Annotated in this window: 21 protein-coding genes; 14 read left to right on the forward strand and 7 right to left on the reverse strand. The window is 71.3% G+C overall.

Features of this window, described 5'->3' with window-relative positions; all coding sequences use genetic code 11:
* Positions 1–1081, forward strand: a 1081-nt coding sequence (locus tag EMA17_RS32330) for an AMP-binding protein (RefSeq protein ID WP_148112336.1), incomplete at its 5' end; no start/stop codon positions are given.
* Between the two features lie 348 nt (positions 1082–1429).
* Here EMA17_RS32330 and EMA17_RS32335 read toward each other — a convergent pair.
* A complete protein-coding gene (locus EMA17_RS32335; RefSeq protein ID WP_126640728.1) occupies positions 1430–2269 on the reverse strand; it encodes an enoyl-CoA hydratase/isomerase family protein in 840 nt (279 codons plus the stop codon).
* A 162-nt stretch (positions 2270–2431) separates the two neighbouring features.
* Here EMA17_RS32335 and EMA17_RS32340 point away from each other — a divergent pair, with 162 nt between their 5' ends.
* The 3 genes from EMA17_RS32340 (at position 2432) to EMA17_RS32350 (ending at position 6120) form a co-directional block, all read left to right on the forward strand.
* A complete protein-coding gene (locus tag EMA17_RS32340) occupies positions 2432–3379 on the forward strand; it encodes a TIGR03619 family F420-dependent LLM class oxidoreductase (protein WP_126640729.1) in 948 nt (315 codons plus the stop codon).
* A 36-nt stretch (positions 3380–3415) separates the two neighbouring features.
* The gene (locus tag EMA17_RS32345; RefSeq protein WP_126640730.1) at positions 3416–4204 is read left to right on the forward strand and encodes a glucose 1-dehydrogenase; all 789 of its coding nucleotides are present in this window, start codon (positions 3416–3418) and stop codon (positions 4202–4204) included.
* A gap of 191 nt (positions 4205–4395) precedes the next feature.
* Positions 4396–6120, forward strand: coding sequence for an N-acyl-D-amino-acid deacylase family protein (locus EMA17_RS32350; RefSeq protein WP_126640731.1), 1725 nt, complete (start codon positions 4396–4398; stop codon positions 6118–6120).
* Between the two features lie 66 nt (positions 6121–6186).
* Here the strand turns inward: EMA17_RS32350 and EMA17_RS32355 are convergent, their stop codons facing one another.
* Both EMA17_RS32355 and EMA17_RS32360 read right to left on the reverse strand, forming a co-directional pair.
* Positions 6187–6444 carry a hypothetical protein gene (locus EMA17_RS32355; protein WP_126640732.1) on the reverse strand — a complete coding sequence of 86 codons (258 nt, stop codon included), beginning with the start codon at positions 6442–6444 and terminating at the stop codon, positions 6187–6189.
* Positions 6441–6794 (reverse strand): hypothetical protein, encoded by a 354-nt coding sequence (locus tag EMA17_RS32360; RefSeq protein WP_126640733.1) that lies wholly within the window; start codon positions 6792–6794, stop codon positions 6441–6443. The genes EMA17_RS32355 and EMA17_RS32360 overlap by 4 nt, the downstream gene beginning before the upstream one ends.
* A 381-nt stretch (positions 6795–7175) precedes the next feature.
* On the opposite strand from EMA17_RS32360, the gene EMA17_RS32365 reads away from it, so the two are divergent.
* Both EMA17_RS32365 and EMA17_RS32370 read left to right on the forward strand, forming a co-directional pair.
* Positions 7176–9773 carry a bifunctional FO biosynthesis protein CofGH gene (locus tag EMA17_RS32365; protein WP_126640734.1) on the forward strand — a complete coding sequence of 866 codons (2598 nt, stop codon included), beginning with the start codon at positions 7176–7178 and terminating at the stop codon, positions 9771–9773.
* A 159-nt stretch (positions 9774–9932) separates the two neighbouring features.
* Positions 9933–11036 (forward strand): ADP-ribosylglycohydrolase family protein, encoded by a 1104-nt coding sequence (locus EMA17_RS32370; RefSeq protein ID WP_126640735.1) that lies wholly within the window; start codon positions 9933–9935, stop codon positions 11034–11036.
* Positions 11037–11082: 46 nt separating this feature from the next.
* On the opposite strand, the gene nagA is transcribed toward EMA17_RS32370, so the two are convergent.
* Positions 11083–12225 (reverse strand): N-acetylglucosamine-6-phosphate deacetylase, encoded by a 1143-nt coding sequence (gene nagA, locus EMA17_RS32375; protein ID WP_126640736.1) that lies wholly within the window; start codon positions 12223–12225, stop codon positions 11083–11085.
* Positions 12222–13178, reverse strand: a complete 957-nt coding sequence (locus EMA17_RS32380; protein ID WP_126640737.1) for an ROK family protein — start codon at positions 13176–13178, stop codon at positions 12222–12224. The genes nagA and EMA17_RS32380 overlap by 4 nt, the downstream gene beginning before the upstream one ends.
* 243 nt (positions 13179–13421) lie before the next feature.
* Between EMA17_RS32380 and EMA17_RS32385 the strand changes: the two genes are divergently transcribed.
* The 4 genes from EMA17_RS32385 (at position 13422) to EMA17_RS32400 (ending at position 17911) form a co-directional block, all read left to right on the forward strand.
* Positions 13422–14213 carry a DeoR/GlpR family DNA-binding transcription regulator gene (locus tag EMA17_RS32385; protein WP_126640738.1) on the forward strand — a complete coding sequence of 264 codons (792 nt, stop codon included), beginning with the start codon at positions 13422–13424 and terminating at the stop codon, positions 14211–14213.
* 501 nt (positions 14214–14714) lie between these two features.
* Positions 14715–16031: an extracellular solute-binding protein gene (locus EMA17_RS32390; protein WP_126640739.1), complete on the forward strand. Its 1317-nt coding sequence runs from the start codon at positions 14715–14717 to the stop codon at positions 16029–16031.
* Between the two features lie 78 nt (positions 16032–16109).
* Positions 16110–16991: a carbohydrate ABC transporter permease gene (locus tag EMA17_RS32395; protein WP_246127040.1), complete on the forward strand. Its 882-nt coding sequence runs from the start codon at positions 16110–16112 to the stop codon at positions 16989–16991.
* Positions 16988–17911 (forward strand): carbohydrate ABC transporter permease, encoded by a 924-nt coding sequence (locus EMA17_RS32400; RefSeq protein ID WP_126640741.1) that lies wholly within the window; start codon positions 16988–16990, stop codon positions 17909–17911. The genes EMA17_RS32395 and EMA17_RS32400 overlap by 4 nt, the downstream gene beginning before the upstream one ends.
* 108 nt (positions 17912–18019) lie before the next feature.
* Here the strand turns inward: EMA17_RS32400 and EMA17_RS32405 are convergent, their stop codons facing one another.
* Complete coding sequence (locus EMA17_RS32405) at positions 18020–18364, reverse strand: cupin domain-containing protein (RefSeq protein ID WP_020557698.1); 345 nt, start codon at positions 18362–18364, stop codon at positions 18020–18022.
* A gap of 160 nt (positions 18365–18524) precedes the next feature.
* Between EMA17_RS32405 and EMA17_RS32410 the strand changes: the two genes are divergently transcribed.
* From EMA17_RS32410 to otsB, 3 genes are all read left to right on the forward strand, one after another.
* Complete coding sequence (locus EMA17_RS32410; RefSeq protein WP_126640742.1) at positions 18525–18860, forward strand: DUF3263 domain-containing protein; 336 nt, start codon at positions 18525–18527, stop codon at positions 18858–18860.
* A gap of 9 nt (positions 18861–18869) precedes the next feature.
* The gene (locus EMA17_RS32415) at positions 18870–19571 is read left to right on the forward strand and encodes a LytR C-terminal domain-containing protein (protein ID WP_126640743.1); all 702 of its coding nucleotides are present in this window, start codon (positions 18870–18872) and stop codon (positions 19569–19571) included.
* Between the two features lie 218 nt (positions 19572–19789).
* On the forward strand, positions 19790–20644 hold the full coding sequence (gene otsB, locus EMA17_RS32420; RefSeq protein ID WP_126640744.1) for a trehalose-phosphatase: 855 nt from the start codon (positions 19790–19792) through the stop codon (positions 20642–20644).
* Positions 20645–20648: 4 nt separating this feature from the next.
* Here otsB and EMA17_RS32425 read toward each other — a convergent pair whose 3' ends face one another.
* On the reverse strand, positions 20649–21923 hold the full coding sequence (locus EMA17_RS32425; protein ID WP_160161639.1) for a M14 family metallopeptidase: 1275 nt from the start codon (positions 21921–21923) through the stop codon (positions 20649–20651).
* 388 nt (positions 21924–22311) lie between these two features.
* On the opposite strand from EMA17_RS32425, the gene EMA17_RS32430 reads away from it, so the two are divergent.
* On the forward strand, positions 22312–24456 hold the full coding sequence (locus EMA17_RS32430; RefSeq protein ID WP_126640746.1) for a HelD family protein: 2145 nt from the start codon (positions 22312–22314) through the stop codon (positions 24454–24456).
* Positions 24457–25006 lie beyond the last annotated feature (550 nt).

A 25006-nucleotide genomic window follows, 5' to 3' on the forward strand; every position in this document is an offset into this window, starting at 1 on the left:
GGACGACACCGGCGACATCATCTTCACCTCCGGCACCACCGGCGCACCCAAGGGCGTGATGACCACCCAGGCACAGACATTGCGGGTGTTCGACACCTGGGCGTCGGTGGTCGGGGTCACCGAAGGCGACCGGTATCTCGTGGTCAGTCCCTTCTTCCACACCTTCGGCTACAAGGCCGGGATCATCGCGAGCCTGATCAAGGGCGCCACGCTGATCCCGCAGGCGGTCTTCGACGCGGAGGCCACGATGGCGCTGATCCAACAGGAGAAGGTCACCGTGCTGCCGGGCGCACCGACCATCTACACCTCGCTGCTCGACGCGGCGGCGCGGGAGGGGGCGGCCGGCTACGACCTGTCCTCGCTGCGGCTCGCGGTCACGGGGGCGGCGGCGGTGCCGCTGTCCCTGGTCACCCGGATGGCCGAGGAACTGGGCTTCGACGCGGTGCTCACCGCATACGGGCTGACCGAGTCGTGCGGCACCGCCACCATGTGCCGCCACGGCGACTCGGCCGAGACCATCTCGTCCACCTCGGGCCGGGCCATCCCGGGCGTCGAGGTGATCACGGCGGACGCGGACGGCAAGCCGACCGCGGTCGGCGAGTCCGGCGAGGTGTGGGTACGCGGATACAACGTGATGACGGGCTACTTCGAGGACCCGGACGAGACCGCGAAGGCGATCGACGCGGACGGCTGGCTGCACACCGGCGACGTCGGCGTCCTGGACGAACACGGCAACCTGCGGATCACCGACCGGATCAAGGACATGTTCATCGTCGGCGGCTTCAACGCCTACCCGGCGGAGATCGAATCCGTCCTCGCCGGACACCCGGCCGTCTCCGAGGCCGCCGTGGTCGGCGTCCCGGACGCACGCATGGGCGAGGTCGGCAAGGCATACCTGCTGCTGCGCCCCGGCGCCGAGGCCACCGCCGACGAGATCATCACGTTCTGCCGCCGGGAGATGGCCAACTACAAGGTGCCGCGCACGGTCGAATTCGTCACCGAACTCCCCCGCAACCCGGGCGGCAAGGTCCTCAAGTTCGAACTCAGGGCCAGGGCCGCCGAGGAGGCGACCCGCCGCTGAACCCACGCGTCGCCGAGCCGCCGGTCCTTCGGGCCGAGCGGCCCGGCGGCGCCCGGGGCAACGACGAAACGCCCGCCTCGGCCGAAGCCGAGCACGAGCGTCGCGGGGGGTGGACGGATGAAAACCTACGAGGTGGGCTCCCTGCGCCGGCATTGTCCGTTCAGGTGCTAGGGGTCGCCTTCCGGTCCATTCGACTTTCGGGCCTCTCAGCCTGACCAACCGACCTCGGCTTGCTGCTCCGAAGCCACTGTTCGGTCAAGCTCCCTCGCTCGCCCCGTAGGCTCCTTTCAGGATACTTCCGTTCAAAGCGGACAACAAGGGGTTTGTCGAACGAATCGCGGCCGGCCCCTACTTCCCCTCGAACTCCGCCGATCGGCGCGCGGCCTTGGCCGCGTAGCCCGCCACCGAGTCGTCCGACACCAGGGTGAGTGCCGCCGACATGGCCGTCAGGCCCAGGGCCGCGTCCAGGTTGGCGTCGGCGAAGGTGTCGATGCTGCGTTTGATGCCCTGTACCGCCAAGGGCGCGTTGGCCGCGATCTCCTCGGCCACGGCCCGTGCGCTCTTGTCCAGGTCGGCCGTGGGCACCACCTCCTGGACCAGGTTCAACCGCGCGGCCAGCGCCGCGTCGATCCGTCGCCCGGTCAGCGACAACAACTTGGCCCACCCGGCACCGGCCTCGCGGGCGATGCGGATGTCGCCGCCGGCGTCGACCGCGACGCCGATCTGCGCCTCGGGCAGCGCGAACCGCGCGTCGTCGGCCGCGATCCGGATGTCCGCCATCAGCGCCAGCTCGAACCCGAAGCCCAGGCAATAGCCCTGGACGGCCGCCACCACCGGCTGCGGCAGCCGCGCGAAGGCGCGAAACCGCTCGTGTACCCAGCGCAGCCCCTCGTAGTAGTTGCGGGTGCGCTCGGCCCCCGAGCGCCCGGTGATCGCACCGCCGGGCGCGGTCACGTCGATGCCCGCGCAGAACGCCCGCCCCTCGGCCCGCAGCAGCACCACCCGGATCCGCTCGTCGAAGCGGATCCGGTCGGCCATGATGCCCAACTGCCGGGTCGCTTCCCAGCTCCACGCGTTCAACTTCTCCGGCCGACACAGGGTCAACGACGCGATGCCGGTGCCCTCGTCGACCTCCAGGCGCATCCGCTCCTCGGCCGCGTCGATGCTCGGGTCGGTGGTGTTGATCACTGTCCGGTTCCTCCTGGAGCGGTCTTTCGGCCTTGTCTGACGACCCGTTAGATCGGAGTATGTGACACGCGTTCGGCACAGTCCACCGATGTCCGTCGATCTCGCCCGACCGCTTTTTCCGAGCCCCCACTCGACCCCTCTCGCACCTTCGGAGGCACTTCCATGGCCGCGATCCTGCCCCCGGGCACCCTGCACGTCGGCATGCAGTTGCCCATCCAGTCGCAGAGCCGGCTGTACGCGGAAGCCTGGGAGGACAGCGCCGGACCCGACGAACTCGCCGCGCTCGCCCGCGCCTGCGATCGGGCCGGCTTCGCCTACATCGCGGTCTGCGACCACACCGCGATCCCGCGCAGCCACGCCGGCGCGATGGGCACCGAGTGGTGGGACACGATGACCACGCTCGGCTGGCTCGCCGGGGTCACCGAGCGGATCCGGCTGATCAGTCACGTGTCGGTGCTCGCCTACCGGCACCCGATGATGTCCGCCAAGGCGTTCGCCACGCTGGACCGGATCTCGAAGGGCCGCGCCATCGTCGGCGCCGGCGCCGGCCACGTCGAGGCCGAGTTCGAGATGCTCGGGGTCGACTTCAAGACCCGGGGCAAGGCGCTGAACGAGGCACTGGAACTGCTCGACCTGGCGCTGCGCGAGGAATACGTGACCTTCGCGGGGCGGCACTGGCGGGTGGACGACATGGGCGCCCGGCCGCGTCCGGTGCAGACCCCCCGCCCGCCGATCTGGATCGGCGGCTCGGCGGGCGCCGCGCTCAAGCGGGTGGCCAAGTACGGCGACGGCTGGCTGCCGCAGGGCAGCCCGCGCGAGACCTACCCGGCTCAACTGGCCGAACTGCGGCGCTACCGCGAGGAGTTCGGCCGCGCGGACGAGCGCCTCGACATCGGCGCGATCACCGAGATGATCTACGTCGGCGAGGCGGGCTGGGACGTCGGCGCGCACACCCTCACCGGTGGCGCGGACAGGATCGCCGAGTCGCTGCGCTGGTACGGCGAGCAGGGCGCGAACCAGATCCAGGTCCGCTTCCGCAGCCGGGACCTGGCCGAACTGCTGGACCAGATCGCCAGGTTCGCCGCCGAGGTGGCTCCCCACCTGTCCTGACGCACCATCGGTCCCCCTTCTCCGAAAGGTCTTCGCATGGGCAAGCTGGACGGCAGGGTGGTCCTGATCACCGGTGCGGCACGCGGACAGGGCGTGGCGGAGGCCCGCCTGTTCGCGGCCGAGGGCGCGCGGGTGGTCCTCGGCGACATCCTGGACGAGGCGGGTGAGGCGGCGGCGAAGGAGATCGGCGACGCGGCGCGCTACGTCCACCTGGACGTGTCGAGCGAGGACGACTGGCGGCGGGCGGTGGAGGCCGCCGTCGCCGCGTTCGGCCGGCTCGACGGACTGGTCAACAACGCCGGGATCCTGGCCTTCGAGCCGATCGAGGAGATGTCCCGGGAGGCATATCTGCGGATCGTCGAGGTGAACCAGCTCGGCACGTTCCTGGGCATGAAGGCGGCGCTGCCCGCGATGCGTGCGGCCGGCGGCCCGGGCACGATCGTGAACATCGCCTCCTACGCGGGCCTGGCCGGCATGGAGGGGCTGGTCGCGTACGCCTCCACCAAGGGCGCGGTCCTGGCGATGACCCGGGTGGCCGCCCTGGAGGCCGCCCCGCACATCCGGGTCAACGCGATCTGCCCCGGCGGCGTGCGTACCCCGATGACCGATCCGGGGGGCGTCGAGGGCCTGCCCACCCGGCCGCCCGTCCCGGGCGAGCCGGACCCGGTGAGCGAGGTCTTCGGCGGCATACCTCTGGCCCGCATCGGCGAACCCGACGAGATCGCCGCCGCGGCGCTGTACCTCACCGGGCCCGACAGTTCCTATACGACCGGCACCCACATCGTCGTCGACGGCGGCTGGATGGCCGGCGTGAAGCTCTTCTGAGGCCGTTGTCGGCGCATTCGGATATGCCGCTGTGGCATATCTCGGGTGAGCCCCGTCTCATCCCGTGCGGACCCCTGGCGACCCCGGATATCTGACGTACCATCAGCTTCGTGGGGCGGCCGGACCACGCGTGTGGACGGCGTGCGACCGGCCGCGCGCGTAGGCAACACCGAGGGCAGAGGAGCTTCGCCATGCTGGACCACGTCATCACCGGAGCCACCGTCGTCGACGGGACGGGCGCGCCGTCCTTCCTGGGTGACGTGGGCATCAGGGACGGCCGAATCGTCGCCGTCACCCCCGCCGGCGGCATAACCGAGGAAGCCGCGAGCACCGAGAACGCCGAGGGCCTGGTCCTGGCCCCCGGCTTCGTCGACCCGCACACCCACTACGACGCCCAACTGCACTGGGACCCGTACGCCACCCCCTCGGTCAACCACGGCGTGACCACGATCATCGGCGGCAACTGCGGCTTCACCCTCGCGCCGCTCAAGGCCGAGGACGCCGACTACACGCGCCGGATGATGGCCAAGGTCGAGGGCATGGCGCTGCCCGCGCTGGAGAACGGCGTGGACTGGAGCTGGGAGACCTTCGCCCAGTACCTGGACAAGCTGGAGGGCCGGATCGCGGTGAACGCGGGCTTCATGGCCGGCCACTGCGCGATCCGCCGCTACGTGATGGGCGCCGACTCGGTCGGCAAGGAGGCCACGCCCGAGCAGGTCGCGGCGATGGTGGCGGAGCTGGGCAAGGCGATGGAGGCCGGCGCGCTCGGCTTCTCCACCGGCCAGTCCAACCACACCGACGGCGACGGCAACCCGGTGCCCTCGCGGCATGCCACGCCCGCCGAGATCCTCGCGCTGTGCGAGGAGGTCGGCAAACACGAGGGCACCCAGCTCGAGGTCATCGTGGCCGGCTGTCTGGACAAGTTCTCCGACGACGAGATCGACCTGCTGGTCAAGATGACCACCACGGCCGGCCGCCCGATGAACTGGAACGTGCTCACCGTCGACTCGGCCGCGCCCGACCGCGCGCCCCGGCAGATCCACGCGTCGGAGAAGGCCAAGGAGGCGGGCGGGCGGATCGTGATCCTGACCATGCCGGTCCTGGTCCCGATGAACATGTCGTTCCTGACCTACTGCGCGCTCAACCTGATCCCGGGCTGGGGCCCGATCCTGTCCCTGCCGGTGCCCGAGCGGATCGCCGAGCTGCGCGACGCCGACGTGCGCGCGGAGATGTTGCGCAACGCGGACAGCCCCGAGGCGGGCGTCTTCCGCCGCCTGGCCGACTTCGGCCGCTACGTGATCGGCGACACCTACTCCGCGGCGAACGAGGGCCTGTCCGGCCGGGTGGTCGCCGACATCGCCAAGGAGCGCGGCCAGGACGACTTCTGGACGCTGATCGAGATCTGCATCAACGACGACCTGCGCACGGTGTTGTGGCCGATGCCCACCGACAACGACCAGGCGTCGTGGGATCTGCGGCAGCAGGTGTGGGACAACGAGCACGTCATCCTGGGCGGCTCGGACGCCGGCGCGCACCTGGACCGCATGTGCGGCGCGACCTACACCACCCGCTTCCTCGGCGACATGCTGCGCGGGCGCAAGCTGGTCTCGCTGGAGCGTGCGGTGCAGATGCTCACCACCGAGCCCGCCGAACTCTTCGGCCTGAAGGACCGCGGCCGGATCGCCGAGGGCTTCCACGCCGACCTGGTCCTGTTCGACCCGGCCACGGTCGGCTCCGGCCCGGCCCGCCTGATGCACGACCTGCCCGGCGACAGCCCCCGCCTGACCAGCGAGTCCACGGGTGTGGTCAGCGTCCGCGTCAACGGCGTCGAAACCATCCGCGACGGACAGACCACCGGCGCCGCCAACGGCACCCTGCTCCGCAGCGGCAAGGACACGCGCACGGTCTCGGTCTGACCGCCCCGAGACCCGGCGGCGTACGGGGGTCCTCCCGTACGCCGCCGCCCCGGTCCACGCCCCTGCTCAGGCCGGCAGGTACGTCACCTGGAGCACGAGGACGCTTTCGCTGCGGACGACGATCAAATAGCGGAACATGCCGCTTTCGGGATATGCGGTGCCCATCGGGGGATTCGGTCCCTGGTACGTCGCGCCGTCGAGGTAGAGCGCTTCGGCGGCTCTGACGATTTCCTCGGCTCTCGTCTCGACCTGGGCGATGAATGCCTCGGGAACTCCGCCGACGACGGTCTGCTCGTCGGGGTGGTACTCCCAGCGCCAACTCACGTCTCGACTGCCGTGTACGCAGCGCGCATCAGCTCTTCGGCGATGCGAATACCCCGCGCGCGCACCTCGGCGTCGTCGCTGATGGTGTCGACCTGTTCGGCCCGGTGGTAGCGGAACGCCAGATCGGGGTGGCGCTCGATCTCGACGACCGCGGCCCAGTGGCGGAGCCAGGCCCGCAGAGGATCCAGCCGGTTGATCTTCAGCGCCGTGGTGGTCGCCTCGCGTTGGGAGCGGTCCATCTCCGGGAGCCAATGTGGGGCGAGCAACGTGATCGCCCGACGCAGCCCCTCGATGGTGCGCTCGGGGCGGGGCACGACGGGCGTGCCGTACTCGGACTCGGCGATCGGCATCGCAGGCTCCCTTCCGACCGGCATGACACAGACGAGACCGGCCCCGCTCTTCACTGTACGGCGCCACCGATGTCGATCACGGCGTGCGCCACCCATGCCTCCCACAGCCACTCTCCCCGTGCCGTCGCTCCGAACGCTGCAACGACCGAGTCGCCCAGAGGTCACTCGAATGGACTCGTACCGAGCTCGGCCGACCCACCGTCGACGTGGATGACGACGGCCACGTGACGTGCGACACGAGTCGGGATGGGCATGGATCGGGGCCGCCTACGCTTGGTTCTTTCGGGGGCGGCGTACGGGTCGGCCCCCGTGCGGCGGTGGGTGGGGCACACCCGGGCCGCCGATACCACCCGAGCAGCAGCGACGACAGCGAGGTGTCGCATGACCCCGACTCCCAACGAGGGACGTCCCACCGAGAGTTCGATGCGGCGCGCGCTGCGACGCGCCCGCGACGGGGTCATGCTCGACGTCTCCGAGGCGGCCGTGCTCCTGCACGCCCGCGACGCCGATCTGGACGACCTGTGCGCCTCGGCCGCGCGCGTGCGCGACGCCGGTCTGGAGGCGGTCGGCCGCCCCGGCGTGATCACCTACAGCCGCAAGGTGTTCATCCCGCTCACCCGACTGTGTCGGGACCGCTGCAACTACTGCACCTTCGTCACCGTCCCGGGCAAGCTCCGGCGCGAGGGCCACGGGATGTTCCTCAGCCCCGACGAGGTGCTGAAGATCGCCCGCGACGGCGCCGCGCTCGGCTGCAAGGAAGCCCTGTTCACCCTCGGGGACCGGCCCGAGGACCGCTGGCCCGAGGCCCGCGAGTGGCTGGACGCGCACGGATACGACGACACGCTCGCCTATGTGCGGGCCATGTCGATCCGGGTCCTGGAGGAGACCGGCCTGCTGCCGCACCTCAACCCCGGGGTGCTCTCCTGGACCGACTTCCAACGGCTCAAGCCGGTCAGCGCGTCGATGGGGATGATGCTGGAGACCACCGCGACCCGGCTGTGGTCCGAGCCCTCCGGCCCGCACTACGGCTCGCCCGACAAGGAACCGGCCGTGCGGCTGCGGGTGTTGGAGGACGCCGGGCGTTCCAACGTGCCGTTCACCACCGGCCTGCTGATCGGCATCGGCGAGACGATGACCGAGCGGGCCGAGTCGATCTTCGCGATGCGCAGGGTCGCCCGGCAGTACGGCTCGATCCAGGAAGTCATCGTGCAGAACTTCCGCGCCAAGCCGGACACGGCGATGCGCGGCACCCCCGACGCCGACCTGGTCGAGTTGGCCGCCGCGATCGCCGTCTCGCGGATCGTGCTCGGGCCGAAGATGCGCATCCAGGCACCGCCGAACCTGATCGGCGACGAGTACGCGCTGATGATCGGGGCCGGCATCGACGACTGGGGCGGGGTCTCGCCGCTCACGCCCGACCACGTCAATCCCGAACTCGCCTGGCCGCAGATCGAGTTCCTGGCGGCGCGCACCGCCGAGGCGGGCTTCACGCTGCACGAGCGGCTGAACGTGTACCCCGAGGTGATCCTGCGCGGCGAACCGTGGGTGGACCCCCGGGTATTGCCGCACGTCCGCGCGCTGTCCGACCCGGAGACCGGTCTCGCGATCGAGGGCCGCAACCCCGAGGGCCTGCCCTGGCAGGAACCCGAGGACATCTTCGCCGCCGCGTCCGGCCGCACCGACCTGCACGTGACGATCGACACCACCGGCCGCACCACCGACCGGCGCGACGACTTCGACAACGTCTACGGCGACTGGGACGCGCTGCGCGAGCAGGTCGCCGCCGGCCCCGCCGGGTCGGTGGTCCGGCTCGACTCGGAGGTGCGCGAGGCGCTGGCTCAGGCCGCCGCCGACCCGACCCGGCTGACCGACGACCAGGCCCTCGCGCTGTTCCACTGCGACGGCCCCGCGATGGACGAACTCGCCCGGATCGCCGACGACTTGCGTCGCGAGGTGAACGGCGACGAGATCACCTACATCGTCAACCGCAACATCAACTTCACCAACGTCTGCTACACCGGCTGCCGCTTCTGCGCGTTCGCCCAGCGGCGCACCGACGCCGACGCCTACACCCTCTCCCTGGACCAGGTGGGCGAGCGGGCCGAACAGGCGTGGGCGGTCGGCGCGACCGAGGTCTGCATGCAGGGCGGCATCCACCCCGACCTGCCCGGCACCGCCTACTTCGACATCGCCCGCGAGGTCAAGAAGCGGGTCCCGGGCATGCACGTGCACGCCTTCTCGCCGATGGAGGTGGTCAACGGCGCGACCCGCACCGGGATGTCCATCCGCGACTGGCTGACCGCCGCCAAGGAGGCGGGCCTGGACACCATCCCCGGCACCGCCGCCGAGATCCTGGACGACGACGTGCGCTGGATCCTGACCAAGGGCAAGCTGCCCGCCGCGACGTGGGTCGAGGTGGTCACGACCGCGCACGAGCTGGGCATCCGCAGCTCCTCGACGATGATGTACGGCCACGTGGACACGCCCGCGCACTGGCTCGGCCACCTGCGCCTGCTCGGCCGGATCCAGGACGAGACCGGCGGCTTCACCGAGTTCGTCACGCTGCCCTTCGTCCACACCAACGCGCCGGTGTACCTGGCCGGCATCGCCCGCCCCGGCCCGACCCTGCGGGACAACCGGGCCGTACACGCGATGGCCCGCATCCTGCTGCACGGCAAGATCGACAACATCCAGACCAGCTGGGTCAAGCTCGGCGTCGAGGGCACCAACCTGATGCTCCAAGGCGGCGCCAACGACATGGGCGGCACGCTCATGGAGGAGACCATCTCCCGGATGGCCGGCGCCGACAACGGCTCGAAGAAGTCGATCGCCGAACTGGAGGCGATGGCCGCCTCGCTCGGCCGCCGCGCCCGGCAGCGCACCACCACCTACGGCGAGGTGGACGCCGAGCGGCAGGCGATCGCCCGACGCCACGACGAGGACGTCGACCGGATCATGCTGCCGATCCTGAGCAACTGAGCGAGCGCGACACAGCCGGTCGTGCCGCCGGGCCGGAGGGCGATACCGTCCCCCTCCGGCCCGGCGCCGCTTCCACCGTGCTCTCGGATGAGTGTGCGACCCCCCGGCGATCCCGCGCCGGTACGCTGCGGTGGGGGCTTCGGGGGAGGGAGAACACACATGGCCACACTGTGGTCCAGGGACCGTTTGCAGGACTTTCGGGCTCGGGTACGGGGCTGTCTCGTCGGCGGCGCGATCGGGGACGCGCTCGGTGCCGGGATCGAGTTCCTGAGCCTCGCGGAGATCCGCGAACAGCACGGATCCGACGGGGTCGCCGGGTATGTGACGGCGTACCACCGACACGGCGCGATCACCGACGACACGCAGATGACGCTGTTCACGGTGGAGGGGCTGATCCGCGCGCACGTGCGCCGGGACACCGGGGCCTGGCATCCGCCGACCGACCTGCACGGCGCCTACCTGCGCTGGAAGGCCACCCAGAGCGAATGGGGCCCGGACGAGCGCAAGGACGAGGGCTGGCTGGTCCGCGAGGAGTGGCTGTACAGCTCGCGCGCGCCCGGGTCCGCGTGCCTGCGCGGGCTGGAGGACGAGAGCGTGATGGGCACGCTGGAGCGGCCCAAGAACCCCGACTCCAAGGGCTGCGGCGCGGTCATGCGCTCCGCGCCGTTCGGCCTGCTGGTCGGCTGGCGGCCCGAGCTGGTCTTCCAACTCGCGGTGGAATGCGCGGTGTTGACCCACGGACATCCCACCGGCTACCTCGCGGCGGGCGCGTTCGCGGTGATCGTGCACGCGGTCATGCAGGGCGCGCCGTTGGAGGAGGGCGTACGGATCGCCCTGGAGCTGGTGAAGTCCCGTCCGGAGCACGCCGAGACGGCGCGGGCGATCGAGGCGGCGTCGGCCGCGGTGCGCGCCGGGGCGCCCTCGGCCGAGCGGGTCGAGGCGCTGGGTCAGGGCTGGACCGCGGAGGAGGCGCTGTCGATCGGGCTGTACTGCGCCCTGGTGGCCCCCGACATGCGCACCGGACTGCTGCTCGCGGTCAACCACGGCGGGGACAGCGACTCGACCGGGTCGATCTGCGGCAACCTGCTCGGGGCCATGCACGGCGACACCGTGCTGCCCGCCGACCTGGTCGCCGAACTCGAGGGTCGGGGCGCGATCCTGCAGTTGGCCGACGACTTCGCGATGGAGATGACCCAGGGCACGACGCTGCACGGCCCCGAGGCGGGGGAGACCTGCTGGACCCGGCGCTACCCGCCGAACTGAGCACCGGCCGCCCCGGGCAGTACCCGAGGCGGCCGGATCGCCCCGATCAGGGCCGGCGCTCGTCCACCCACGCGCCCGCGACCATCACCGCGCGCACCCGCAGCGCGTCGTCCAGGACCACCAGGTCGGCCCGCTTGCCCGGCTCCAGCGTGCCGATCCGGTCGGCCAGGCCGAGTGCCCGCGCGGGCGTGGCCGAGAGCGAGCGCACCACGTCGGCGATCGGCAGGCCGCCCGCGACACCGTTGCGCAGCGCCCCGTCCAGGGTCAGCGTGCTGCCCGCGATCGAGTCGCCGCCGGCCAGTCGGGCCACCCCGTCCACCACGTCCACGGTCATCACGCCCAGCGGGTAGACGCCGTCCGGCATGCCCGCCGCGCCCATCGCGTCGGTGATGAAGGCGACCCGGTCCGGGCCCGCGCTCGCGTACGCCAGGTTGACCACGCTGGGGTGCAGGTGCACGCCGTCGTTGATCAACTCGACCACCGCGTCGCTGTCCTGGAGCAGCGCGGTGACCGGCCCCGGTTCGCGGTGGTGCACGCTGCGCATCGCGTTGAACAGGTGGGTGGCCACACTCGCGCCCGCGGCCAGCGCCGCGTGGGTCTCCCGGTGCGTGCCGTCGGTGTGCCCGACCGCGGCGATCACCCCCTCGTCGGCGAGCCGGCGCACCAGTTCGACCCCGCCCGGCAGCTCCGGGGCCAGGGTGACCATGCGGATCGCGCCGTTCGCCACCTTGAGCAGCGTGCCGACCTCGTCCCGATCCGGCGCGCGCAACTGGGTCGGATCGTGCGCGCCGCAGCGGGCCGCGCTCAGATAGGGGCCCTCCAGGTGCAGCCCCGCCAACAGGCCGTCGTGCACGAGCGGGGAGAGTGCGGTCACGATCCGCAGCAGGTCCGCCGGGGACGCGGTGACCAGGCTGGCGACGGTGGTCGTGGTCCCGTGCGAGCGATGGAATTCGGCCACCCGCAGGGCCTCGTCGAGATCGCCGGAGGTGTACGAACCACCCCCGCCGCCGTGCACGTGCATGTCCACGAAACCGGGCACGATCCAGCCGCCCGCGAGGTCGACCACCGGTTCCGAGCCGTTCGGCCGACCCGGGCCGGCGAAAGCGATCCGATCACCCACCACATGCACCGAAGCGCCGCTGACCACCCCCGAGGGCAGCACCACGCGCGCATTGCCGAGCACCGTCACCCGCGCACCTCCAAGGTGTCCCACGCGATGAGTCCGGCGCCTCGGCAACCGGCCTCGTCTCCGAGTGCCGCGGTGACCAGCGGCGGCACGTGTTGGACCACGGCGCGCTCGGCGAGCAGCGTCCGCAAAGGGTTGAACAACTGCTCCCCGGCGAGCGAGAGTCCGCCGCCGATGACCAGCAACTTCGGGTCGTACAGGGCGAGTCCGGTGAGCAGGCCGTCCGCGAACGCGGACAACCCCTTACCCCACACCGCGGCCGCGACCCGGTCGCCCGCGGCGACCCGGGCGACCACCTGGGCCGCGCTCAGCGGCGGGTCGTCGCCCGGCGCGGCCTCGGCGAACGCGTGCGCGATCGCGGGTCCGGAGAAGTGCGCCTCCAGACAACCGACCGCCCCACACGTACATTTACCCCCGCCGGGGCGCACCGTGATGTGCCCGATCTCGCCCGCCTGCCCGTGCGCGCCCGGATAGGGGCGACCGTTCAGCACCAGCACCGAGGCGAGCCCGGTGCCGATCGCCACGAACAGGAAGTTGTCGCAGTCGCGCCCCGCGCCCAGCCGGCCCTCGGCGAGCGCACCGGTACGCACGTCGTGGCTCAAAGCCGCCGGTAGCCCCAGCCGGTCGGCGACCAGCGAGCGCAGCGGCACCTCGCGCCACTGGATGCTGGCCGACCACACCGCGACGCCCGCCGGGTCGTTCACGATGCCCGGCACCACCACACCCGCCGCGCGCGGCACCCCGCCGATCTCGACGGCCCGATCGCGCAGTGCCTCGGCGAAGTCGACGATCCCCGCGACCACGGCGTTGGGGCCGTCGGTCCGTCCGGTCGGGCGCCGCTCGGAGTAGACCAGGCCGCCGTTCGCGTCGACGACGCCGCCCTTGATGTCGGTGCCGCCGACGTCGAGTGCGACGACGCAGTCCGCGCCGGACAGGTCGGACGGCGTGATGTTCACGTGCGGCATCGGCGTCTCAAGTCTGGTAGATGGGGCAGATTGTCGGCCCGAGGGCGGGTGGATCCGAGAATGCGCGTTTGTGCTCACTGGATAGCAGTTGAAAACATGAACATGCAACAGCATCGTTGAGTGAGCGCAACCTCACGGAAACCCCCCACGCGTGACGTGCGGGTCGCCGGGGAGGATGGTCGCAACGATCCGACACGAGTCGGGCGGGCTGTCGGACCTGGCGGGAGGTCGCGGGTGAGTCGTTACGAGCGGTGGGGTGCACTCCTCGAATTGCTGGCCAAGCACGGCCGGCTGGAGGTCGAGGACGTGGCCTCGGAGCTGGACGTCTCGCCCGCCACGATCCGCCGCGACCTGGACCAGCTCGCGCAGCAGCAGATGTTGACCCGCACCCGGGGCGGCGCGGTCGCGCACGCGGTCTCCTACGACCTGCCGCTGCGCTACAAGACCGCCCGACACGCGTCCGAGAAGCAGCGCATCGCGCAGGCGGTGGCGGCCCTGGTCAAGCCGGGGGAGACGGTCGGGATCAACGGCGGCACCACGATGACCGAGGTGGCCCGAGCGCTGGTGGCCCGGGCCGATCTGTACACCGAGGGCGACTCGAACGCGCAGGCGTTCACCATCGTCACCAACGCGCTCAACATCGCGGGCGAACTCGCCGTGCGGCGGCACGTGAAGATCGTGCTCACCGGCGGGGTGGCGCGCCCGCAGTCGTACGAGCTGATCGGCCCGCTCGCCACCGGGATCCTGCGCGAGGTGGCCCTGGACGTGGCCATCCTGGGCGTCGACGCGATCGACGTCGAGCACGGCGCGAGCGCGCACCACGAGGGCGAGGCGAGCATCAACCAGTTGATGGCCGCCGGTGCCGGCCGGGTCGTGGTGGCCGCGGACTCGTCCAAGCTGGGCCGCCGCGCGTTCGCCCGGATCTGCCCGCTGGACCGGATCGGCGTGCTCGTGACCGACACCGCCGCTCCCGAGGAGGCCACCGCGGCGTTCGTGGACGCGGGCGTGCGGGTCGTTCGGGTCTGACGCGCGGGTCGTTCGGGTCTCTTCGAGTCCGTTCGGGTCGCTTCGGGCCTCTTCGGGTCGTTCGGGTCCGAGACCCACCGAAAACTCCGGGCATTTTCGCCTGTCAATGCTGCCGAATCGTTTTCCCAACCAACCCTCCGGCCGGTGCGACGCAAAATTCGCACACAACCGGAATGGATCATTCGAAGAAGCGTCGATGGACCACTTCAAGATCCAATAGGCGTCCTCCGGGCCGGTTCCGCGCATCCGCGCCCGCACGGGTAACGAATTGCCCGGCAAACTGCCGCGACCTCTCCAACCAATCGCAGGATTGGTGTAGACCTTTCTTCCGGCGAGGTGTTGACTGCCGACACGGCGAGTCCGCAAAATGCTCGATGCTGCTCAAGAGTTTTCTCAAAATCCGTGTTGCGAACAGTTTTGCGCATGTGCACGCATGGGGTTGGCGCCACGAAACCCTGCCCAACGGTCCTGTTTTCCCGAAGGCATGAAGGCGGTTCTGCGATGAAGCGGCACCAGATGGCATTGGCGGCGACAGGACTGTCGGCCGCACTGCTTCTGTCAGCGTGTGGTGGGTCGGACGACGACGGCGACGACAGCAAGGGGGCGACCCCCGGCGCCTCCGCGCCCGCCGGCGCCCCGAAGGACGGCACGATCAAATTGGTCGTGGCGGACTACGGCAGCGGCGACGGCAGCATGCAGAAGTACTGGAACGGGGTGATTTCGAGCTTCAACGCGAAGTACCCCGGGATCAAGGTGAACCTGCAGGTCATCAACTGGGATGACATCGACAAGCAGGTCGCGACCATGGTCCAGAACAACGAGATGCCCGACCTGTTGCAGACCGGCGGTTACGCGGACAAGGTCGTCGACGACCTGCTCTACCCGGTCGACGACATCATGTCGCCCGCCACCAAGGCCGACTTCGTGGAGTCCTTCACCCCGGCCGCGACCGTGAAGGGCAAGCAATACGGCATTCCCTTCACCTCCAGCACGCGGCAATTGATCTACAACACGGACCTGTTCACCAAGGCCGGCATCACCGAGCCGCCGAAGACCTGGGACGACCTCAAGGCCGCCGCGACCAAGCTCAAGTCCGCCGGCGTGGCGACCCCCTTCGGCCTGCCGCTCGGCAAGGAGGAGGCCCAGGGCGAGTTCATGAACTGGGCGCTCGGCAACGGCGGCGGCTACCAGACCAACGGCAAGTACACGGTCAACAGCCCGGCCAACGTCGAGGCGCTGAACTGGGTCAACGACAACCTGGTCAAGACCGGGCTGACCGAGTCCAACCCCGGCACCAAGAACCGCAAGGACGTCTACACCGACTTCTACGGCGGCAGCGTCGGCATGGTGAACAGCAACCCCACCATGATCGCCACGCTGAAGAAGGACTACCCGAACCTCAAGTACGCGACGGCGGCCATCCCCGGCAAGACCGGCCCGCTGACCGAGACGCTGGGTGTCTGCGACTGGATGATGGCGTTCAAGAAGAACGGCCACAAGGACCAGATCAAGGCGTTCGTGGACCACGCGTTCAGCACCGATCAGCAGATCAAGTTCCAGGAGCAGTACAGCTTCCCGCCGGTGACCAAGTCGGTGATGGCCAAGATGACGGCCAACCCGAGCAACGCCGGCCTCAAGCCGTACATCGACCTGCTTCCGAACGCGAAGTTCTACCCGCTCAACGACGTCGCGTGGGACGTGCTCTCGCCCAAGATCAAGGAGCAGCTCGGCAGCGCGGTCTCCGGCAAGTCGCCCAAGGACGTGCTCGACCAGCTCCAGAAGGAAGCCGAGTCGGCCGTCGCCCAGCAGAAGAGCTGACGCCTCACCGGACAAGTCCGCGCACCGAACGAGGAGGACGGCCCCGTGGCCGAAACCGCCGTACGCAGAGCGCCTTCCGTGGGCACCAGAGTCAAGAAGGCGCTCGCCCCGCTGCCGTGGATCGGCCCGGCCGTCCTCCTGATCGGTCTCGTGGTCCTGTGGCCCGTGGTCGTGATGGTCTGGAGCTCCTTCCAGCGCATCCGCCGCACCGGCATCGTGGTGGGACCCAACGGCACCGACAACTACACCAAGCTGTTCGACGAACCGGACTTCGTGGCCGTGTTGTGGAACACCGTGGTCTGGGTGCTGGTGGTGGTCGCCGTCACGCTCGTGTTGTCGCTGTTCCTGGCCCAACTGTTCAACCAGCACTTCCCGGGCCGACGCTTCGCCCGCTGGGCGATGATCGTGCCGTGGGCGGCGTCGGTCTTCATGACCGCCGTCGTGTTCAAGTGGATGCTGCACGAGACCCACGGCGTGATCAACACGCTGATGGTCGACCTGCACCTGATGGACGCGGGCAAGGACTGGCTGGGCAAGCCGTCCACCGCGATGCCGTGGATGATGGCGGTCGCCGTCTTCGTCTCCCTGCCGTTCACCACCTACACCCTGCTCGCGGGACTGCAGACGGTGCCCGGTGAGGTGTACGAGGCGGCCCGGATCGACGGCGCGTCCACGTGGCGCACCTACCTGTCGATCACCCTTCCGCTGCTCAAGCCCGCGATCCTGGTCGCGGTCGTGATCAACCTGATCAACGTGTTCAACTCGTTCCCGATCATCTGGGCGATGACCAACGGTGGTCCGGGCTACGAGACCGCGACGACCACGGTGTTCATGTATCAGCTCAAGGCGTCGGACATCGGCGAGAGCGCGGCGATGTCCGTGGCCAACTTCGCGATGATCATCATCCTGGTCGCGTTCTTCCTCGTCGTCAGCCGTGGGAACAAGGAGACCGACCGATGAGCACGAGCACCGCCGCCGGCCGCAAGCCGGGCGCCGGAGCCCCGAAGGCGGCCACGGCCGGCGGGAACGAGGCCAAGCGCGCGAAGTCCGTACTCGGGGGTTCGAAGTACAGCCAAAAGCAACTGTGGTTCGGCGCGCTCGCGTGGGTGATCGCGATCGTGTTCGTGGCGCCGTACATCGAGATGGCGATCACCGCACTGCGGCCGAAGGACGAACTGACCGGCGACGGCTACGTGCCGTCGAAGTTCGAATGGGCGAACTTCGTCGACGTCTGGGACAAGTCCACGCTCGGCGACAACCTCAAGGTCTCGTTGCTGGTCGCGGGCATGTCGACGCTGCTCGTGCTCGTGGTCTCGCTGCCCGCGGCCTACTACACCGCGCGCAAACGGTTCCGCGGCCGGGGCGTCTTCCTGATGCTGGTGCTGGTCACCCAGATGTTCCAGCCGACCTCGCTCCTGGTGGGCCTGTACCGCGAGTTCTACATCCTGGATCTGCTCGACTCGTACTGGGCGCTCGTGCTGGTCAACGGCGCGTTCAACCTGGCCTTCTCGGTGTGGATCCTGACCGCCTACTTCAGCGCGATCCCGGTCGAGCTGGAGGAGGCCGCGATGATCGACGGTGCCTCCCGTCTCGGGGCACTGCGTCGGGTCACGCTGCCGCTGGCGATGCCGGGCATCGTCACCGCGGTCATCTTCACCTTCATCGCGGCGTGGAACGAGTTCACCGTCGCGCTGGTCCTGGTGACCACCCCCGACAAGCAGCCGTTGACGGTCGGGATCAACAGCTTCCTCGGCGCCTACCGGGTCGAGTGGCAGTACCTGTTCGCCGGGTCGGTGGTGGCGATCGTGCCGGTGGTGATCCTGTTCGCGTACATCGAGAAGCACGTCGTGTCGGGGTTGACGGCGGGGTCGGTGAAGTAGGTCGGGGACGGTCGCCCGGATCGTTTCGGGCGGCCGTGGTCGACCCTGGAGAACGCGAAGCCCACAGGTCTCGGGGGCCTGTGGGCTTCGGCGTGTCCGGGCGGGCGGTTACGGCAGGGTGATGTGGTACGCCTTCCGCAGCGTCTCGTGCACGGTCCACACCGTCTCGTCGCCCTCCTGGAGCACACACGCGTCGCCCGGGCCGACCTCGATCGTCGCGCCGCCGCGGATCTCGATCGTGGCGCGGCCGGAGACCACCACGAACAGCTCGTTTGCCTCGGTGTCGGTCACCACGCCCGGGGTGATCTGCCAGATGCCGCGGATCTGCCTGCCGTCCTCGGACTCCCACAGGACCTTGCCCGAGACCTCGGGCGTGCCGGAGACGATCTGCGCCGGGTCGAGCGGGTCGGCTTCGAGCTCGGCGGCGGGGATATGGACGGCAAAGGTAGACATGCGGCGGAGCATATAGGCCAACCGGACGGCCGCCGCTCGCGGGTGATTCGTAGGCTTTTCCGGCGAATCACCGCGCCGGTGCGGTCCTGCGTCGGCATCGGCGGGCACAATGCCCGAGAGCGGGTCGACGGGCCCGCCCGAGGCACCGGAGGGAAGACCGATGGGTGAGGAGCACGACGTGCGGCCGGAGCCGCCCGTGATTCCCGGGCAGGGCGCCGCGGCGACCGCACCCGACGCGACCCCGTCGGGTGGCCTGTCCGAGCGGGACCGGGACATCCTCGAATTCGAGCGCCAGTGGTGGAAGCACGCCGGCGCCAAGGAACGTGCCGTGCGCGACCGCTTCGGCTTCTCCGCGACCCGCTACTTCCAGGTACTGAACACCCTGCTCGACCGACCCGAGGCACTCGAACACGACCCGATGCTGGTGCAGCGGTTGCGTCGGCTGCGCGAGGCCCGCCAGCAGGCCCGCTCCACCGTGCGTCGTACCGGGCACTGAGAGGCCCGGGTGTTCACGCGCCGCAAGGACGAGTACGACGTATTCGACGGCTTCGGCCGCTACGGCCTGATCTGGACCAACGAGCACTCGGGAGCACCCGACCCGGAGCAGGCCCGGGAGGCGGGGGAGGCCGAGGGGGAGTCCGGGCGCGACCTGATCGGCGGCCTGCGGATCGACGACTCGCCCGCGCCGACCCGATCCCGGCGAAGCCTGATCGTGCCGGCGGCCGTACTGGCGGTCCTGGCCCTGGCCGGCGCGCTCGCCATCGCCCGGGAGGAACCCGCCACCCGTGCGGCGGCGGATCGGACCCGGCACACTCGGGCGGACGCCCCCGCGCCCGCGCCGGCGTCCGCCCGCCCGGTACCGCCCGCCCACGCGCCCGCGATCCCGAGGGGCAGCCGAGGCAAGGTCGTCCTGCTCGACCAGACCAGGGTTCCGGCGCTGGCCAAGCGCATGGCCCGCCGCCTGGAGGCGGCCGGCTGGGAGGTGACCGGAACCGACACCTTCCGCGGCGCCGTACCGGCGACGACCGTCTACCACCCCGCCGACCAGGCACCCCAGGCCCGAGCCCTGGCCGCCGCCCTCCCGGGCATCACCCGCGTCAAGCCCGCCTTCGCCGGCATCCCGCGGCACCGCCTGACGGTGATCGTGGTCGACGACCAGGTGGTTCCGTTGGCGGACCGGGTGCTGGGGTCGCTGACCACGCGGTAACGAGTGGCGCCGGCCGCGGAGGGCGGTGCCCGCGCGGGGTGCTCGTGCCGGGGGCGGGTCTTCGAACGCCTGTCGGGCTCCGCGGCGTGAGCGCGGCGGGGAACCCGAGGCGCGGTGCCGGGCGTCGTGGGTCCGGCGGGGGTTCGAAGACACGACCCGGGCCCGTGGCGTGGCCGGGAATCCGCGTCGCGCTCCGACCGCGGGTTAGGTTGGTCGGTATGACCTCGAACCGGTCCACGCTGCCCGAACCCACCACGCCGGCCGGCCGGGTCGGCCTCGCCGCGCTGCTCGACACACCCGCGCAGGCGGTCGTCGCGCTCGATTTCGACGGCACGCTCGCCCCGATCGTCGACGATCCGGAGCATGCCCGGGCCGATACGCGCGCGGTCCTGGCACTGTCCCGGCTGACCCCGCATCTGGCCGCCGTGGTGATCGTGACCGGGCGGCCCGCCGCCGTCGCGGTCGAGTACGGCCGCTTTCGCGGAGTCGCCGGTCTGGAGAACCTCGTCGTGCTCGGCCACTACGGCCTGGAGCGCTGGGACGCGGCGACCGGTCGGGTCAGTGCCCCCGAGCCGCCGCGCGGGGTGCACGAGGTACGGCTCGAACTGCCCGACCTGCTGCGCTCGCTCGACGCGTGGACCACCACCTGGACCGAGGACAAGGGCAGCGCGCTGGCCGTGCACACCCGCCGCGCCCCCGATCCGCAGGCCACCCTCGACCTGCTGCGCGGCCCGCTCGGCGAACTGGCGAAGCGGCACGACCTGGTCGTCGAACCCGGGCGCTACGTACTGGAGTTGCGCCCCCGGGGGATGGACAAGGGGCGGGCGCTGACCGGCTTCCTCGCCGAACGCCGGGCCGCGACGGTGTTGTTCGCCGGGGACGACCTCGGCGACCTCGCCGCGTTCGAGGCCGTCGAGGACCTGCGCGGACAGGGCGTGGCCGGGCTCACCGTGTGCAGCGGCTCGGCCGAGGTGCACGCCCTCGCCGAACGCGCCGACCTGGTCGTGGCCGGCCCGGAGGGAATCGCCGACCTGCTCGGCGCGCTCGCCGACGCGGTTGAAGACAGGCCCTAGCCCTTCACGCCTCCTCCTCCCCGCACGGCTCCGGCGTGCCGTCCGCGATCGCGAAGCGGGCCCTCGGGTCGAGCAGCAACGTGGCCCGCACGCCCGCCGGTTGGGCCGTACGCACGCGCAGGTCCGGGGAGACCCGGATCCCGTGCTCGGCCAGCGTCGCGCGCGCCGTCGCGTATTGGGCCGGGGTCAGGCGGTAGGCGCAGGGCGGTTCGAGGGGCGCCGCCCAGGTCGCGGGCAGGTTGTCGGCGCCGTCCAGGTAGACCCGCTCCGGGCCGTGCTCGGCTCGGGCGCGCGAGGCGCGGATCGCAGACGTGACGGCCTCGCCGCGTTCGGCCGCCATCCGGAGCGTGGCGCGGGCGGCCACCAGGTGCGCCCCCACCCGACGGCGGTGGAGCAGGGCCGCGTCGTCGCGCTCCAGGGCCGACGTGGGGTTGGCGTCGACCTCGACCAGGACCGCGACCGCGTGGTCGAGGGCGGCCGCGTTGCGCAGCAGGCGTTCGTCCCCGTCGCCACCGAGGCGACCCGTCGGGTCCGCGCCGTACACGTCCGACGCCCACCCCGCCGCGCGCAGCGCGGACCCGATCCGATCGCGCGCCAACTCCACGGCCAACCCGCGCAGTTCGGGGTCCACGTTGAGATTGCGCGGCCACAGGTACAGGGTCGGCGCGACGGAGGCGTCCGTCGGCACGTCGAACTCGTGCAGGTCGTGCACGATGTGCGGCCGCGTCTCGCGCAGTACCCGCCGGACGGCCCGCGCCTCGGGCGAGGCCACCGCCAGGTGGTCGCGGTTGAGGTCCACCCCCTCGGCCGTCGCCCGCGTGCCCGCCGCCAGACCGTCGGGGTTGGGCGTGGGCAGCACCAGGACGGTGACCCGTTCGAGCAGTCGGCGACCGGCGGCCGAGCGGTCGTCGGCCAGATCCCGGACCAGCTTCAGGCACGCCTCGCGGCCGGCCGGCTCGTCACCGTGCTGCCCGCAGACGAACAGCACCCGGATCGGCTCCGGCACCGTACGCGCCCCGGACACCGTGATCAGCTCCACGTCCCGACCGCGCGCGCTGCCGCCCACCCGGGTCACCGTCACCCGGGCCGGCTCCCACCCGACGCGATCCGGGCTCGGCGCCGCCGCGATCAGCTCGCGCAGGAGGTCGCGTTCCTCCGCCGCGGTGGTCCAGGACAGGCCGCCCCGACGCTCGAACCCCGTGGTGATCCGCCCGCCGCGACCACCGCTCGCCGGCGCCGGACCGAGGGCGACGCCGGCCACCAGCGCCACCAGGAGCATCGATCTCGCCGCCCGTGTCGTCCACGTCCGCCATGTCCGCCACGCCCTCATCCTCGAACCACCGTCCCCTCCCACGCGCAAGTCCCCCGACCTCTGCGGGACTTGCGCGAATTCCACACCCTGAACACCGGGAATCGCACACCCGGCACACCGAGCATGGCCCGGCGAAGGGAGTTGATGGCAGAGCCCGACTGGCCTAGGCTCGCTGATTCCGCTGTCCCACCCAGTGCAGTGATCGGGAGCCGTGATCGGTGCCCGGCACCGGTGGGTCGCGCGGGCCGCCACCCGAATCGGGCATCCGGCCCGTGCCCTCCGCAGGGGCGCACCAGGACGGGCCGCCGAGCCCGGCCGGGCTCCGATATGTCAGCGCCACGAATCGGAGACAGTCATGTCCGCGCCCGCCACCGTCCCCGACCCCGCCCTGCCCGCCGACCCCGCCCCCGACCGGGCCGAGGCGAACCCCGGCACCGACGCGCTCGCCGTCGAACGCGCCTACCTGGACGCCTCCCGCGCCGCCCTGCGCCGCATGCGCGAGGAGACCGAGGCGCTTGACCTGCGCGACGTCGGCGCCACCGCCGTCGCCACCGAGACCGCCCGGCACCTGATCGCCAAGCGGCTCGCCGCGCTCGGCGACCACGCCGGATCCCCGCTGTTCTTCGGCCGGATCGACGGCCGGTTCGCCGACGGCGTCGAGGGTGTCGAGCCGATCGAGGTCACCGCCGACCCGGACAAGGCCGTCGAGTCGTTCTGGATCGGCCGTCGGCACGTGCACGACGAACTCGGCGACCCGATGGTGGTGGACTGGCGCGCCCCGCTGTCGCGGTCGTTCTACCGGGCCAACCGGGCCGATCCGCTGGGCGTCGAACTGCGCCGCCGGTTCGGCTGGACCGCCGGCGAACTGACCGCGTTCGAGGACGAGCACCTGACCGACCCCGACGAGGCGGAAAGCGCCAGTGGGATCCTCGCGGCCGAGATCGAGCGTCCCCGCGTCGGCCCGATGCGCGACATCGTCGCCACCATCCAGCCCGAGCAGGACGAGATCGTGCGCTCCGACCTCGGCCACACGCTCTGCGTCCAGGGCGCGCCCGGCACCGGCAAGACCGCCGTCGGCCTGCACCGCGTGGCCTGGCTGCTCTACGCCTACCGCGACCGCCTCGCCCGCAGCGGCACCCTCGTGGTCGGCCCGAACCGCTCGTTCCTCGACTACATCCAGCAGGTGCTGCCCGCGCTCGGCGAGGTCGAGGTCGGCCAGACCACCGTCGAGGACCTGGTCACCCGCACCTCCAAGATCAAGGTCCGGGCGCTGGACGAGGCGGTGTCCGGCACGATCAAGGGCGACGCGCGGATGGCCGAGGTGCTGCGCCGCGCGGTCTGGTCCGGCCTGAGCGAACCGCGGGAGTCGGTGGCCGTGGTCCGCGACTCGCGCACCTGGCGGCTCGCGGTGTACGAGGTCGAGGAACTGGTCACCGCGCTGCGCGGGCGCGACGTGCGCTACGGCGCCGCGCGCGACATGCTCCGCCAGCGGATCGCGCACGCGTTGTTGACCAAAATGGAGGAGCGCGGCGAATCCCCCGACGACCGGGTGCAGGACGCGGTCGCGCGCAGCCGGCCGGTCAAGGCGGCGGTGGACGCGATCTGGCCGGCGGTGGACCCGCTCAAGCTGGTCTTTCGGCTGCTGGGCGAACCCGCGTTCCTGGCCGCCTGCGCGGACGGCGTCCTGACCGCCGACGAACAGGCCGCGATCGGTTGGGCCAAGCCCCCGCGCTCGGCGGGCGCCGCGCGCTGGACCGTGGCCGACGCGGTGCTCGTGGACGAGACCGCCGACCTGCTCCACCGCACCGGCGGCTACGGGCACGTGGTGATCGACGAGGCGCAGGACCTGTCCCCGATGCAACTGCGCGCGGTCGGCCGGCGCTGCCCCACCGGCTCGGCCACCGTGCTCGGCGACATCGCCCAGGGCACCACCCCGTGGGCCACGCCCGGCTGGGCCGAGACGCTGCGCCACCTCGGACACGAGGGAGCCAGGATCGAGGAACTGACCCGGGGCTTTCGGGTGCCGCTGCAGATCCTGGAGTTCGCGAGCCGGTTGTTGCCGCTGATCGCCCCCGGCCTGGCGCCGGCGTCCTCGGTCCGGCAGGCGGCGGGCGCCCTGGAACTGCGCGCGGTCGAGCCGGACGAGCTGGCCGCGCGGTCCGCCGAGGCGGCCGTCGAACTGCTCGGCCACGAGGGCTCGATCGGCCTGATCTGCGCGGACGCGCGAGTACCCGAGGTCGCCGCCGCCCTGCGCGCGACCGACGTCGCGCACCGCGTTCTGGGCACGGACGGCGACATCGACGCGGCCCGGATCAGCGTGGTCCCGGCGTCGCTCGCCAAGGGCCTGGAGTTCGACCACGTCGCGGTCGCCGAGCCGACCGAGATCGTCGACGCCGAAACCCAGGGCCTGCGCCGGCTCTACGTGGTACTCACCCGCGCCGTCTCCGGCCTGGTAGTGGTACACGCGGCACCCCTCCCCACCCCCCTGACAACCCCTTGACCCCACCCCCTGGGACGCCCCACACCGCCCACGACTCGTCCACCCTTGCAGCACGTCAGCACCCCACCCCGACCCACCCACACGATCGACCCACGAAGCCCAGCAGAGCCGCGAAACTCGTTCCGAACACCCCGGAGCGCGGACGTAAACCCGCCCCCGCAAACCCCCCATGGCACGTCAGCGCCCCCACCGCTCCCCGCCCACGTGATCAACGCGCGAAGAGCGGCGGAGCCGCGAACGGTCCGGGCACCCGCGAGCGCGGAGGTGCCCCGGGCCGCGCTAACCCGCATGGCGCGTGAGCGCCCCCGACCCGGGCCGCCCACGCGATCGACGCGCGGGAAAGCGGCGGGGCCGCGAACGGTCCGGGCACCCGGGAGCGCGGAAGTGCCCCCGACCCCGCAAACCCCCATGGCGCGTCAGCGCCCCCGCCGCTCTCCGCCCACGTGATCGACGTGCGAAGAGCGTCGGAGCCGCGAACGGTCCGGGCACCCGGGAGCGCGGAGGTGCCCCGGGCCCCGCTAACCCCCATGGCGCGTCAGCGCCCCCGACC

Origin of the sequence: Embleya hyalina (genome assembly GCF_003967355.1) — a bacterium.
Lineage (GTDB): Bacteria > Actinomycetota > Actinomycetes > Streptomycetales > Streptomycetaceae > Embleya > Embleya hyalina.

Coding starts and splice junctions, on each gene's coding strand:
- EMA17_RS32340 (WP_126640729.1), top strand. CDS start 2,432: ATGGCCGCGATCCTGCCCCCGGGCACCCTGCACGTCGGCATGCAGTTG.
- EMA17_RS32345 (WP_126640730.1), top strand. CDS start 3,416: ATGGGCAAGCTGGACGGCAGGGTGGTCCTGATCACCGGTGCGGCACGC.
- EMA17_RS32350 (WP_126640731.1), top strand. CDS start 4,396: ATGCTGGACCACGTCATCACCGGAGCCACCGTCGTCGACGGGACGGGC.
- EMA17_RS32360 (WP_126640733.1), bottom strand. CDS start 6,794: ATGCCGATCGCCGAGTCCGAGTACGGCACGCCCGTCGTGCCCCGCCCC.
- EMA17_RS32365 (WP_126640734.1), top strand. CDS start 7,176: ATGACCCCGACTCCCAACGAGGGACGTCCCACCGAGAGTTCGATGCGG.
- EMA17_RS32370 (WP_126640735.1), top strand. CDS start 9,933: ATGGCCACACTGTGGTCCAGGGACCGTTTGCAGGACTTTCGGGCTCGG.
- EMA17_RS32390 (WP_126640739.1), top strand. CDS start 14,715: ATGAAGCGGCACCAGATGGCATTGGCGGCGACAGGACTGTCGGCCGCA.
- EMA17_RS32400 (WP_126640741.1), top strand. CDS start 16,988: ATGAGCACGAGCACCGCCGCCGGCCGCAAGCCGGGCGCCGGAGCCCCG.
- EMA17_RS32405 (WP_020557698.1), bottom strand. CDS start 18,364: ATGTCTACCTTTGCCGTCCATATCCCCGCCGCCGAGCTCGAAGCCGAC.
- EMA17_RS32410 (WP_126640742.1), top strand. CDS start 18,525: ATGGGTGAGGAGCACGACGTGCGGCCGGAGCCGCCCGTGATTCCCGGG.
- otsB (WP_126640744.1), top strand. CDS start 19,790: ATGACCTCGAACCGGTCCACGCTGCCCGAACCCACCACGCCGGCCGGC.
- EMA17_RS32425 (WP_160161639.1), bottom strand. CDS start 21,923: ATGCTCCTGGTGGCGCTGGTGGCCGGCGTCGCCCTCGGTCCGGCGCCG.
- EMA17_RS32430 (WP_126640746.1), top strand. CDS start 22,312: ATGTCCGCGCCCGCCACCGTCCCCGACCCCGCCCTGCCCGCCGACCCC.